General features: G+C 43.3%; 12 protein-coding genes. 5 read left to right on the forward strand and 7 right to left on the reverse strand.

Going from position 1 to position 12323, the window contains the following annotated elements:
• Window positions 1-23 precede the first annotated feature (23 nt).
• Window positions 24-3455, forward strand: a complete 3432-nt coding sequence (locus ACXYMT_RS06300; protein WP_459058234.1) for a methylmalonyl-CoA mutase family protein — start codon at window positions 24-26, stop codon at window positions 3453-3455.
• A 131-nt stretch (window positions 3456-3586) separates the two neighbouring features.
• Here the strand turns inward: ACXYMT_RS06300 and ACXYMT_RS06305 are convergent, their stop codons facing one another.
• The 5 genes from ACXYMT_RS06305 to ACXYMT_RS06325 all read right to left on the reverse strand — a co-directional run bounded on the left by ACXYMT_RS06305 (window position 3587) and on the right by ACXYMT_RS06325 (window position 7678).
• Window positions 3587-5215, reverse strand: coding sequence for a T9SS type B sorting domain-containing protein (locus ACXYMT_RS06305; RefSeq protein ID WP_459058235.1), 1629 nt, complete (start codon window positions 5213-5215; stop codon window positions 3587-3589).
• 117 nt (window positions 5216-5332) lie between these two features.
• Window positions 5333-5809 carry a hypothetical protein gene (locus ACXYMT_RS06310; protein WP_459058236.1) on the reverse strand — a complete coding sequence of 159 codons (477 nt, stop codon included), beginning with the start codon at window positions 5807-5809 and terminating at the stop codon, window positions 5333-5335.
• 13 nt (window positions 5810-5822) lie between these two features.
• Window positions 5823-6251: a YkvA family protein gene (locus ACXYMT_RS06315; protein ID WP_459058237.1), complete on the reverse strand. Its 429-nt coding sequence runs from the start codon at window positions 6249-6251 to the stop codon at window positions 5823-5825.
• A gap of 9 nt (window positions 6252-6260) precedes the next feature.
• Complete coding sequence (gene ligD / locus ACXYMT_RS06320; protein ID WP_459058238.1) at window positions 6261-7082, reverse strand: non-homologous end-joining DNA ligase; 822 nt, start codon at window positions 7080-7082, stop codon at window positions 6261-6263.
• A 2-nt stretch (window positions 7083-7084) separates the two neighbouring features.
• Complete coding sequence (locus tag ACXYMT_RS06325; RefSeq protein WP_459058239.1) at window positions 7085-7678, reverse strand: DNA polymerase ligase N-terminal domain-containing protein; 594 nt, start codon at window positions 7676-7678, stop codon at window positions 7085-7087.
• Between the two features lie 164 nt (window positions 7679-7842).
• Here ACXYMT_RS06325 and ACXYMT_RS06330 point away from each other — a divergent pair, with 164 nt between their 5' ends.
• From ACXYMT_RS06330 to ACXYMT_RS06345, 4 genes are all read left to right on the forward strand, one after another.
• Window positions 7843-8457 carry a MarC family protein gene (locus tag ACXYMT_RS06330; RefSeq protein ID WP_459058240.1) on the forward strand — a complete coding sequence of 205 codons (615 nt, stop codon included), beginning with the start codon at window positions 7843-7845 and terminating at the stop codon, window positions 8455-8457.
• Between the two features lie 75 nt (window positions 8458-8532).
• On the forward strand, window positions 8533-8724 hold the full coding sequence (locus tag ACXYMT_RS06335) for a cold-shock protein (protein WP_029035283.1): 192 nt from the start codon (window positions 8533-8535) through the stop codon (window positions 8722-8724).
• Window positions 8725-8830: 106 nt separating this feature from the next.
• Entirely contained in the window at window positions 8831-10243 is a 1413-nt protein-coding gene (locus tag ACXYMT_RS06340; RefSeq protein WP_459058241.1) for a hypothetical protein, read from the forward strand.
• Window positions 10240-10845: a DUF1684 domain-containing protein gene (locus tag ACXYMT_RS06345; protein ID WP_459058242.1), complete on the forward strand. Its 606-nt coding sequence runs from the start codon at window positions 10240-10242 to the stop codon at window positions 10843-10845. Before ACXYMT_RS06340 ends, ACXYMT_RS06345 begins: the two co-directional genes overlap by 4 nt.
• On the opposite strand, the gene crcB is transcribed toward ACXYMT_RS06345, so the two are convergent.
• Both crcB and ACXYMT_RS06355 read right to left on the reverse strand, forming a co-directional pair.
• On the reverse strand, window positions 10842-11213 hold the full coding sequence (gene crcB / locus ACXYMT_RS06350; protein WP_459058243.1) for a fluoride efflux transporter CrcB: 372 nt from the start codon (window positions 11211-11213) through the stop codon (window positions 10842-10844). The genes ACXYMT_RS06345 and crcB overlap by 4 nt on opposite strands.
• Window positions 11210-12238 carry a GyrI-like domain-containing protein gene (locus tag ACXYMT_RS06355; RefSeq protein ID WP_459058244.1) on the reverse strand — a complete coding sequence of 343 codons (1029 nt, stop codon included), beginning with the start codon at window positions 12236-12238 and terminating at the stop codon, window positions 11210-11212. The genes crcB and ACXYMT_RS06355 overlap by 4 nt, the downstream gene beginning before the upstream one ends.
• Window positions 12239-12323 lie beyond the last annotated feature (85 nt).

The raw sequence follows: 12323 nt of genomic DNA on the forward strand, positions 1-12323 counted from the left end.
CGCCCTAAAACGTTTTCGAAGAAATGGAACAACAAGCTCCTTATAAACCCAAGAATAAAGTAAGAATTGTTACTGCAGCATCCCTTTTTGACGGGCATGATGCCGCCATTAATATTATGCGCCGCATTATTCAGTCTACCGGAGTGGAGGTGATCCACCTGGGGCATGACCGTAGTGTGGAAGAGGTGGTGAACTGTGCAATCCAGGAAGATGCCAATGCAATTGCCATGACCTCTTACCAGGGTGGACATACCGAATATTTTAAGTACATGTATGACCTGCTGAAGGAAAGAGGAGCGGGTCACATCAAGATCTTTGGTGGCGGTGGCGGAGTGATCCTTCCCGAAGAAATTAAAGAGCTGGAAGATTATGGAATTACCCGCATCTATTCTCCCGATGATGGCCGTGAACTTGGCCTGCAGGGAATGATCAATGATCTTGTAAAGCAATCTGATTATCCATTGGGAGAAAGCCTGAATGGTGAAATCAATGAGCTGGAAAATAAAACTCCGGGTGCTATTGCGCGGGTCATTTCGGCTGCGGAAAATTTTCCAGAAGTTGCTAAAGACACTCTGGATAAAATACATTCTGAAAATAAAAAATCTGAAATTCCTGTGCTTGGGATCACCGGAACCGGTGGTGCCGGGAAATCCTCTCTTGTAGATGAGCTCGTACGCCGCTACCTTATGGATTTTCCTGAAAAGACCATTGGAATAATTTCCGTAGACCCTTCAAAAAGAAAGACCGGAGGTGCCCTTTTAGGAGACCGTATCAGGATGAATGCGATCAATAATCCGCGGGTCTACATGAGATCCTTAGCGACCCGTCAGTCAAACCTTGCGCTTTCAAAATATGTTGCTGAAGCGATCCAGGTGCTAAAAGCTGCAAATTATGACCTGATTGTCCTGGAGACTTCAGGAATTGGACAATCTGATACCGAGATCCTGGAGCATTCCGATGTTTCTCTATATGTGATGACCCCAGAATTTGGTGCGGCTACTCAGCTGGAAAAGATCGACATGCTCGACTTTGCCGACCTTGTTGCGATCAACAAGTTTGATAAACGAGGAGCTTTGGATGCTTTACGTGATGTAAAAAAGCAATACCAGCGAAATCATGGCCTGTGGCATGAAAATGCAGATAATCTCCCGGTCTTCGGAACCATAGCTTCGCAGTTCAACGATCCCGGAATGAATACGCTTTATAAGCAGATCATGGACAGGATCGATGAAAAAGTGGGCAGTAAGTTCAATTCCACTTTTCATATTTCTAAAGAGATGAGCGAAAAGATCTTCGTGATCCCGCCAAACAGAACGAGATACCTTTCCGAAATTTCAGAAAATAACCGCAGTTATGATGAGAAAGCTGCAGCTCAGGCTGAGGTAGCTCAGAAACTCTACGGAATTTATAAAACAATAGAATCAGTAACCGGGGTAAAGATTGATCTCAACCAGTACGGACTTGAAGAGGATGATCTTAATAATGCCACAACTTCAGATAACAAAGACCTTGTAAATCTTCTTAAGAAAGAGTTTGATAAGGTAAAAATGGACCTTGATCCTTACAACTGGGAGATCATCACCGGTTGGGACGAAAAGGTAAATCGATATAAAGATCCTATTTATTCTTTTAAGGTAAGGGATAAAGAGATCAAGATCGAAACGCATACAGAATCCTTATCACACACACAGATCCCGAAAGTAGCGCTTCCAAAATACCAGGCCTGGGGTGACATTTTAAGATGGTGTCTCCAGGAAAACGTTCCCGGAGAATTTCCATATACCGCCGGACTGTATCCTTTCAAGCGTCAGGGAGAAGACCCAACCAGGATGTTTGCCGGAGAAGGTTCGCCGGAGCGTACCAACCGCCGTTTCCACTATGTGAGTATGGGCTTGCCGGCTAAAAGGCTTTCCACAGCATTTGATTCGGTTACGCTTTACGGAAATGACCCTGACCGCCGACCAGATATCTACGGAAAGATCGGGAACTCCGGAGTTTCCATTTGCTGTCTTGATGACGCGAAGAAGCTTTATTCCGGATTTGATCTTGCCGATCCAATGACTTCAGTGAGTATGACCATCAACGGTCCGGCGCCAATGTTGCTTGGGTTCTTTATGAATGCAGCCATAGATCAGCAATGTGAGAAGTACATTGTCGAAAACGGACTGGAGGATGAGGTAAAGCAGAAGATCGAAAAGATCTATGAAGAGAAAGGAATGGAGCAGCCAAAGTACCGTGGGGAACTTCCGGAAGGAAACGACGGCCTCGGTTTAATGCTTCTCGGTGTCACCGGAGACCAGGTACTGCCTGCAGATGTATATGCCGATGTTAAGAAAAGAACGCTGAGCCAGGTTCGTGGAACCGTACAGGCAGATATCTTAAAAGAAGATCAGGCGCAGAACACCTGTATCTTCTCTACGGAATTTGCCTTGAGGCTGATGGGAGATGTGCAGGAATATTTCATTCGTGAAAATGTGCGGAATTTTTATTCGGTATCTATTTCCGGATACCATATCGCTGAAGCCGGAGCCAATCCTATCACTCAGCTGGCTTTGACCCTTGCTAATGGATTCACGTATGTGGAATACTATCTGAGTCGCGGGATGGACATCAACAAATTCGGACCAAACCTGTCATTCTTCTTCTCCAACGGAATCGACCCTGAATACGCTGTTATTGGAAGGGTAGCGAGAAAGATCTGGTCCAAGGCGCTGAAGTACAAATACGGTGCGAATCCGCGGGCGCAGATGCTGAAGTATCACATCCAGACTTCCGGAAGGTCACTACACGCGCAGGAAATTGATTTCAACGATATTAGAACTACCCTTCAGGCATTATACGCGATCTACGACAACTGTAATTCGCTGCATACGAATGCTTACGATGAGGCGATCACAACACCAACAGAAGCTTCAGTAAGAAGAGCGATGGCCATTCAGCTGATCATCAATAAGGAATTAGGATTAACCAAGAATGAAAATCCTATCCAGGGAGCTTTTATTATAGAAGAACTTACCGATCTTGTGGAGGAAGCAGTGTTGCAGGAATTCGATCGCATCACCGAAAGAGGTGGCGTGCTCGGAGCAATGGAAACCATGTACCAGCGCAGCAAGATTCAGGAAGAAAGTCTGTATTATGAAACGCTGAAACACAATGGAGACTTCCCGATCATTGGTGTAAATACTTTCCTGAGTTCTACAGGATCCCCAACGGTTACTCCGGGAGAGGTAATTAGAGCTACCGAAGAAGAAAAGCAAAATCAGATACAAACTTTGGAGCACCTTCACGAAGCTAAGAAAGAACTGGAACAGGAGACCCTTGAAAAGGTGAAAAAGGCTGCCATTCAAAATGAGAATATTTTTGAGGAGCTTATGGAAGCCACAAAAGTTTGTTCTCTAGGCCAGATCACTACTGCTCTTTTTGAAGTAGGAGGGCAGTATAGGAGAAATATGTAAGCAGATCGCCCGTTTTCTCAACCGCAGGGCAGAGAAAATGGAGCAGGCTGCTTATCCCGATGAGCGGTAGCGATATCGGGATCTTCAATAAACCTCACAGGTTTCAAAAACCTGTGAGGTTTTTATTTTATTTACCTAAGTAGACTAAAATGTCCTCTCAAAATGACATTTTCAGGTAGTGAGAATTCGAACCAGTAATCATCTGCAGGTAATTCACTGCCATTAAAAGTACCATCCCAGTTGCCGGAGTTGACGAAGAATTGCGACAGGAGTTTTCCATAGCGGTCAAAGATCCTTACCGGGCGGTCGGGAACTGGATGACTTCCGGTACTAACGAACCAGCTGTCGTTTATCCCGTCGTTGTTGGGACTAAAGGCGGCAGCATATTCCGGCACCAGGACTTCAAGCGATGTGATCTCACAGCGATCTGCATTTCTAATGTAAAGCGTATTCAATCCTGCCGGAACATTCAGAATTTCCGGGCCGGGAAAGTAAGGACCGTTAGGATCATTAACCGCGTACTCAAGTTCAGGTCTTGTCGCAACTATAATTCTTTTTGAAGCAACGCGAAGATTCAGGCTTGCACTTGAGAGGCCGGGAATACTTGCGGGTTCATTTACCTGGAGATCGACAGTTGCAATACTAAAACATTCAGACCCATTGATCTCTTCCACCCGGGCAAAAATTCTTCCGCCGGAAAAATTCTGAGCAGCGCTGATTTCAGAAGTGACATTTATCGCATCCTGTTCAGAGGAAAAAAATGAGATCGAATGATCTTCCGGAGAGAGATCCTGTAAAATTTCACTTTGTATTTGTTCCAGATCGAAAGTTCCCAGGCCGTCAAGATCCAGATCGCAAATTCCCAAACTTACCTGTGTTTTAATAAACGGCCCGGGATTTACAATAAGTGAAAAATCCACTATTTCCGAACAGCCTGTTGCGAGATTTTCTACCCTTGCGTAAATAGTTTTATTTGGTAAAGAGCTGGTATATAGAGACGGTAATTCATTGGTGTTATCGATAGCTTGTGCGAGCTGCGCAAAATATTTAATCTCTGTCTGTGGTTGCGATGTGATCTCGTCACGGGTTTCAAAAAGGTCAAAATCTGCAGTGCCATTTATGCCGCACTTTTCGAGATCATTGGGTTTATTCACTTCAACACCTTCAGGAAAGGGAAAGCCACCAATGGTGGAGGTGCCGGTCCATTCCAGTTCAAAAGGACTTTGGCCAATTGGTCGGTCAATAACGATAAAATAGGATTCTCCCGGGACTACATCAAGGGATCTCACAAAGCTATTCCCATCGGCACCCGGACCTTCGGAAGTTTCGGTTTCCTGGTCATTCATTCCTGTAAGATTGTCTGCCTGGTTGGAAGCTAAAGGATTTGTAGTGGAACAGCGAATTGCCTCCCCAAGATTTCCGCAGCTGGCGTTGGGACCAAAGATGAAGAAATCATAATCTACTTCTAAATTTGAACTGGTAGGAGATAGGGTAAAACCAAGGGTGCCTGCTTTGGTAATTTCGATCTTGATCCATAAGCTGTTGTGCTCCATACTTGAGCAGGCATTCGATCCAATTTCCTGTTGCCCTACTCCCGTAGCGTTACTGGAAATAGCGCCATTCCCGCAGACTTCTATTGCCCCGGAACAGTCATTAAGCGAACTCTGTGCCTGAAGAGAAATGATTGGGCTGAATAATAGAAGGATCAGCCAATTAAATTTCAGCTGATCCTTCAAAGTATTTTTAGCAGTAATTTTCATTAAGCCCCAAAAATGTTATTCTGAAATGCCTTTTTTTGAAGGTAATTTTCAGAAGGGACAAGTTAGAATATTTTTGCCGGCCGTGGAATAGTGCCGTATTTTGTGATTTTTGAAAAGCTAGTCCTCTTCGTCAAATGGATTATCGAAAGGAATATCATCATCGGGATCCTTGTCATCATAACTAACACCCGGCGGATTAAATAATCCCCAGCGGTCGATGATATAATTCCACTGGTCGAAAGTTTTCACCCATTCGGCAAAAAGGATCCGGAATTCTTCTATCTCTGCACGTAGCATTTCCAGGTATTCCACCTCCTTAAAACCTTCCATAAGAAAACCATTGCAACCCACATAGATCTCGCGGGCACACTTGCGAATGATCGCTGCATTTTCCATTTTGATATCGTAAAGATCTACCCCTTCGGCGCCGGCGATCTTTGGAGCCAGCTGCAGGGCATCGGCATACATATTCTGGGCTACGGTGGTTGTGAATTCGTTCTCTTCGGGAACCAACTGCCTAATACGTTCAACAATTTCAAAGATCTCCATTGCTTTTCTGTACAATGGCATTTTTTCCAGTTTATCTTTTTTCATTTACAACACGGTGCTATGTAAGAGAATCCTCGGACTTGCTTTTAACGGAATTATCCTGGTGCATTTTCCACTTCTCGTAATCTACAAGATCGTCACTCACCAGCGCAAGGCAGGCAGCAATAACCCCGGCATCATCAAGAAAACCTGCAACAGGAATAAAATCGGGAATAAGGTCAAGTGGCATGAGTACATAGAGTAGAGCGCCGACCACAGCAGCAATGGTTTTCCAGGGCACGGTGCGGTAGTTACCATTCCAGTAGTCCCGTACCAGTCCAAACATGCTCTTTGCCTTTGCCAGGTAACCGCTCATGGATTCATTGTTCTTAAACTTGTCTTCTATTTTTTGCTCCTTCGCCAAAACCTTCTCCAGGTCTTTTTTCTCTACTTTTTCTGCTTGTTCGTTCAATGCGCGGTTAGCTTCTTCGGGAGTGATTTCCTTCATTTTTACTTTTTATTTATTTGTATTTAGTTGTCCGGTTCTTTTAAAAATATTCTCAATGTTGTATTCAGAGGCGCTTTTAATGCGGGAAAGCTCATCCCACTCAAGTGGAGTTGCAACTCCGGCCTCTTCGGTCGCCCGCAGCGAGTAAGGACAAACCGCAGTTTGGGCATAGGCATTACGCAGGTAATCTACAAAAATCCTTCCGTTGCGTTTGTCTTTTCTAACTTGCGTAGTAAAGAGATCGGGTTCCTGTTCTTCTGCTTCTTCAGCAATTTTTCGGGCGATCTCTTTTACCTGATCAAAATCCTTCCCACGCCTTATTTTGTAATATAAATGTAAGCCGCTTTTTCCGCTCGTCATAAGAGACGGATCAATATTTTTTTTCATCAGCAGACTTCTAAGTGCTTTTGCACCTTCTTTTATTTTTCTAAAATCATCTTCGGAAGGATCCAGATCAAAAACTATTTTATCAGGTTGTCGAAGTTTATCTTTTTTACTCAGCCAGATGTGAAAAGCCACAGTGCCCTGGTTGGCCAGATATACAAGCGTCTTTACATCATTGCAAAGGATCTGGGTATTAGTTCCTTCCTCTGTCTCTATTTGAACTGTTTTAATGAAATTAGGAAAATAATCAGAGGAATTTTTCTGATAAAAACCGTTTTCACTTATACCACTGGGAAAGCGATGCAGGGTTAATGGTCGGTTCTTCAAATATGGCAGCATAAGAGGTGCGATCCTTTCATAATAAGAGATCATGTCTCCTTTAGTGATCTTCTTCTTCGGAAAAATAATCTTGTCGGCACTCGAGATCTCCACTCCGGCTACTTTCATTGTTAGTCGTTTTGTGATTCTTCTTTTTCGATCTGCTCGAGGGTTCTTCCCGAGACAGCACTTTTTGATTGGGTGTTGACGGGGTTGCGGCGTGCATCAGCTTCGGCATCATCTTGCTTCATGAGTAGCCAGTTGCCTTTCATTTTTCCGCCTTTCATTTCCACCAGGTTATAGCCGCCTTTGAGTTTTTTACCGTACAGGGTGACCTCTATACTTCCCGCTTCAAAACTTTCTTCAAGCGAGATAATATTTCCATCATCATCCTTTTTGTTGCTTTCAATGGTTCCCGTATCCCATATCATTACTGTGCCACCTCCGTATTCCCCTTGCGGGATGACTCCTTCAAAATCGGCATAGGCAATGGGATGATCTTCTGTGGGGATCGCCATTCTTTTTACTGAAGGATCTGTACTGGGACCTTTGGGAACAGACCAGGATTTGAGAGTGTTATCTATCTCGAGCCGAAAATCATAATGCAGATTGGTAGCGTCGTGTTTCTGAATAACAAAAATGGGTTCTTTATTTCCCTTTTTTGAAGGGACATCTTTTGGTTCTTTCGTTTTGCTGAAATCCCGTTTTTCGTTGTAAGTCTTCATGGATCCTGAATTCCTGAATCGAAAAAGTACAAAAATTGCGTCTGTAGCTTCGTTAAAATAGTCTCAAAACTTTAACAGGATGAGCCACGGCAGATATATTGGTTTTTGCGGCTGATTTATTTTAAATACTTTTACCTGCACTAACCACTTTACCAAAACAGAGGATGGAAGGAATATGGGTCTTTGCCATAGCCGTTTTTACAGGATTTATTGCTATCAATAATCCAGTAGGAAATGTTCCAATTTTCCTTAGTCTCACCCGGCAGGCAGACAGGCCAACCCGTAAGACCATTTCCCGTAAGGCTACTTTTACAGCCTTTGTAATAGTCTCAGGTTTCATTATTCTGGGGAAATACATCTTCGACTTCTTTGGTTTGACCATTCCGGCGTTTAAGATAACGGGAGGGATCCTGGTATTTTTTGTGGGTTTTGAAATGATAAGGGCGCAGGTTTCCAGTATTGATAACCAGAAGGAGGTTAACTTTAACGAGGAAATTTCTATATCTCCCCTGGGAATACCTATCCTGGCGGGCCCCGGTACTATTGTAACAGCCATGAACTTTACTACCACAGCAACCTACCTGCAACTCGGGATTATTTTGGTGATGTTTGCTCTGGTAATGTATCTAAATCACCTGGCATTCCTTTCCAGCGAATACCTTGTACGCTACATTGGGGCAAATAAGATCGTAGTGGTGGAGAAAATAATGGGTCTTATCATTGCCATCATTGGAGTTAACATGCTGATACAGGGGATCCACATTGCCTTTTTGGAATAAAATAAATAATAAATTGATTTTTAGTAGGTTATCGATTTTTTAGTCGTACCTTCGCCCCCAATTTAAATTTATATAATGAATAAAGGTACAGTTAAGTTCTTTAACGAATCAAAAGGTTACGGATTTATTAAAGACGAAGAATCAAACGACGAGTATTTCGTACATGCTAACGGTCTTGTAGACGAGATTAGACAGGATGACGAAGTAACTTTCGACCTTGAAGAAGGTAGAAAAGGTGTAAATGCAGTAAACGTGAGACAAGCATAGTCTCAATTTTTGATATTTATCCTAAGCCTTACATTTTGTAAGGCTTTTTTTATGCCCTAAAGTGAATTCCTGCTTTACATTTTAGAAATTTTACTACCTTAATTCCATGAAAAAGATCATCTTTTTTTTGTTTCTGAGCCTTCAGGTGTCCGCTCAGGAGTTTCTTGTAAAGAAAGGAGTGGTAGTAGACGATCTTAAGATATCTGATACTCTTGATGATAGCTATGCCTTATATCTTCCTACAGCCTACCAGAACGAAAGGCCTTGGCCGGTACTTTTTGTGTTTGATGCCGAAGGCCGGGGAAAAACCGCTGCCCAACTCTTTCGCGGCACTGCCGAGGAGCAGGGTTACATTATAGTATCTTCAAACAATATTAGTCGTCAAAAAGATCTCGAGCAAAATCTTCTAACAGGGGCGAGGCTAATGCAACACCTTGCGGGTATTTTGCCCATAGACCTGAAACAGGTCTCTACCATAGGATCAATGGCAGGAGCCAGGGTGGCAACTTCTGTCCCGCTGGTATTTGATAATATTTTTGGAACGATCGCAGTTGGAGATCACTGGATCAACTTTGAAATGCTGAATGGAAAGAAAAACTTTGTTTTCATAGGAATTGTGGGTGATGAGCAATTTGCCGATTCTAGTATAAAAAGAACGGCAGGGGCTCTGTCTCATCTAAGATTTCCTTCGCAGGTCTATACCTATTCGGGTAATGAAGAGTGGCCGCAACCGGAGATCGTGAGTGCTGCGGTAGGATCGCTTACTCTCGAGGCAATGCGCAGTAAATTGCGAGCTGTAGATGTTAATCTAATAGAAGAGCTCTACAACATGGATATGTCGAGGGTGAATAAATTCATGAGCAACAATCAGCTTATAAATGCAGGTGCTCTTTTGGACCTCATGGAAGAAAAGTACAAAGGCTTCATCAGTATCAATGAAATAAGAGCAAAACAGGATCAGCTTACCCGTTCCCGAAATTACACACAGCAAAAAAGAGAACAGCAGCTAGTTTCAGAAAAAGAAGCCAGGCTAATGGATGATTTCATCTATTACCTGGAAGAGGATATACGTACTGCCAATTTTGAAAATCTGGGCTGGTGGAATTATCAGAAGAATCAACTGGATTCCCTGGTACAGAAAAATAATGCTGAAGCCAAAATGGCGCTCAGATTAAAGGATTTTATCGATGAATATGTGTGGATAAAGCGAAAGGAATTTAAAAAGGACCGTGTCCCGCTGGAGAGCAAACTGGTGGCGAATATGATCCAGACAATTTTTGATCCCCGTGCATATGATGCTTATCGTAATATCATTTCTTTAAGTGCACAAGACAGTGATTTTCCTACAGCTTATTTTTACCTGGAGGAGATGCTGAAGCATGGTTATACCAACCTTGAGAACCTTTATAATATAGAAGGGACCCTCGGCCTTAGATTAACGCCGGAATATAACCAGATCATCGAGAACTATCTTGGCACTTCAAAATTCTATGATGCTGAAATGGAGGGTCAAAAATGACATTTTTGAGACTCATTCTTTTTCTGCTCTTTATTACCCATGCCGGGGCACAGCAAGTAAAACCTGACTCTGCTTTTATAGCTTTTCAGGAAAAGATCAATTCAGATTTTAAAGATCCGGCGGAATCTCCCTTGCCTGAAGAAGAGCGACAGCAATTTGTGGCTCTGGAATTCTTTCCCTTTGCTCCCGATTTTAGAGTTACAGCTGAATTTTTGAGGACTCCCAATGAAGTTCCTTTTGCCATGCCTACTACTTCGGGAAAATCAAAAATGTATGTAAAATATGGAGAACTTTACTTCGGCCTGAAGTTTAAAGAATACAAGCTGAATCTCTATCAAAGCCTCACCTTATCTCAAACCGAAGAATATAAAGACTACCTTTTTCTGCCTTTTACAGATCCTACGAATGGAGAGACAACTTATTCGGGTGGAAGATATCTGGATATGACTATACCTTCAGGAAAATATGTTGAGCTGGATTTTAATAAAGCCTATAATCCTTACTGCGCTTATAGTGGTGGATATTCCTGTCCCATCCCGCCAAAGGAAAATCATATTGAGGTAGCAGTTAATGCCGGCGTAAAATTATTCAGGAAACTTTAGGCCATTTTTGCCAGCCAAAGTCCTAAAAGAACTGCCGCAATCCCCAGGACTATACTTCCGGCGGAATAAATTCCGAAGTTGAGGTAGTCTCCTGCCTTCAATAAAGCCTGATTCTCAAAACTAAAAGCTGAAAACGTCGTGAATCCGCCGCAGAAGCCCGTTGCGAGCAGCAAAGTTGCGTTGGCAGAAAATACTTCCTGTTTTAATCCCAACCCCAGGACAAGCCCGATGATCAGACTTCCGGAGAAGTTGACCAGCAGTGTCCCCAGAGGAATTGCTGAAAGCTGGTTAAGATTCCTGGAAATTAGAAATCGCAGGACACTGCCAACTCCGCCACCCAGGAATACGAGCAGGGCCTGTTTTATCATTCTACAGGAATATAAATTTCAGTCACCCACAAGGCAGGATTGTCAATTTCTGTAGGATCTGTAATTAGGATCTCGAATGGTTGTCCTTGTGGATCTACAATGAGTCCGTTCTCTTCGATATAGCGGTAGGTGCTTTCCCATGCTTCCGAAACATTTTTGTGATGGCCTTTCAAAGTGGTCTTCACAACCTTTTGCGGTTCAAGATAACCGTTGAGGATCTCGCTACCTGCAGGAGTAATCACCTGGCTCGGCGTTGGCACCCCTGTGGAGAAGATGGTCGTACCGCTGCGATCATCCCGCTGATTATATATGATGAGTGGTCTACCGCTTATGGAAATATTGTTCTGGTCCATATACACCTTCACCTGTGCGATCATACTTGCTGCACGAGTGTTTACTTCACCCATACGGGCCGCGGTAGTCGTGTACATATAATACCCGCCCCCATGCTCGGTCACTCCTTCTACATTTATGGAATAGGCTTCCATTTTTCGGATCACATTCCCTTCCAGATTTTCCAGACTGGCTGCAAAGATCGGGAGGAAAACGTCGGTGAGATTGTCATCCTGGATAGTGTAAGCAAGTTTTTCCTTAAAGCTTTGATCGCCTTCCAGGGTAAGATTTACCCGGGTAGCTCCGTCTTCGGGAGTAAAGGTCCAAATGATTTTTCCTTCAGCTTCCCCAATAATGGTCTGCATATTCAGCAGCTGTTCAATTCTGGAATAAGGGACAACTGCCGTTGTTACTATGCTGCCATCACGAATTTCATCAGCTTGCCATGTGATGACGGCACTTTCGGCCATAGCTTCACCTGTTACGTCCATGTCCATTCCTTCTATTCCACTCCAGGCATTCCAGTTCTTCCAGTTGGAAAGATCGGCTACCTCCCTAAAAAGCATCGGGGCAGGTGCATTGATGACCTTGCTGGTCTCAACTTTATAAGCTCCGTCTTTGGTTGCAACATAGATTGAACCTGCAATAAAGACTATTAACAGCAGGAACAGGAGGTATTTTAGGATCTTCATGGTGGGTGGCTCGTTTGTTGTATTTAATACGCTAATATAAATAATTTGAATATGTTAATTCTTACATTTGTTAAATATTGGTGAA

The organism is Salinimicrobium sp. CAU 1759 (assembly GCF_054482715.1).

Excerpts from the sequence above, each read along its gene's own strand:
- ACXYMT_RS06315 (WP_459058237.1), bottom strand. The coding sequence starts at position 6,251 with ATGAAGGAAATCACTCCCGAAGAAGCTAACCGCGCATTGAACGAACAA.
- ACXYMT_RS06325 (WP_459058239.1), bottom strand. The coding sequence starts at position 7,678 with ATGAAGACTTACAACGAAAAACGGGATTTCAGCAAAACGAAAGAACCA.
- ACXYMT_RS06335 (WP_029035283.1), top strand. The coding sequence starts at position 8,533 with ATGAATAAAGGTACAGTTAAGTTCTTTAACGAATCAAAAGGTTACGGA.
- crcB (WP_459058243.1), bottom strand. The coding sequence starts at position 11,213 with ATGATAAAACAGGCCCTGCTCGTATTCCTGGGTGGCGGAGTTGGCAGT.
- ACXYMT_RS06300 (WP_459058234.1), top strand. The coding sequence starts at position 24 with ATGGAACAACAAGCTCCTTATAAACCCAAGAATAAAGTAAGAATTGTT.
- ACXYMT_RS06305 (WP_459058235.1), bottom strand. The coding sequence starts at position 5,215 with ATGAAAATTACTGCTAAAAATACTTTGAAGGATCAGCTGAAATTTAAT.
- ACXYMT_RS06355 (WP_459058244.1), bottom strand. The coding sequence starts at position 12,238 with ATGAAGATCCTAAAATACCTCCTGTTCCTGCTGTTAATAGTCTTTATT.
- ligD (WP_459058238.1), bottom strand. The coding sequence starts at position 7,082 with ATGAAAGTAGCCGGAGTGGAGATCTCGAGTGCCGACAAGATTATTTTT.
- ACXYMT_RS06310 (WP_459058236.1), bottom strand. The coding sequence starts at position 5,809 with ATGAAAAAAGATAAACTGGAAAAAATGCCATTGTACAGAAAAGCAATG.
- ACXYMT_RS06330 (WP_459058240.1), top strand. The coding sequence starts at position 7,843 with ATGGAAGGAATATGGGTCTTTGCCATAGCCGTTTTTACAGGATTTATT.
- ACXYMT_RS06340 (WP_459058241.1), top strand. The coding sequence starts at position 8,831 with ATGAAAAAGATCATCTTTTTTTTGTTTCTGAGCCTTCAGGTGTCCGCT.
- ACXYMT_RS06345 (WP_459058242.1), top strand. The coding sequence starts at position 10,240 with ATGACATTTTTGAGACTCATTCTTTTTCTGCTCTTTATTACCCATGCC.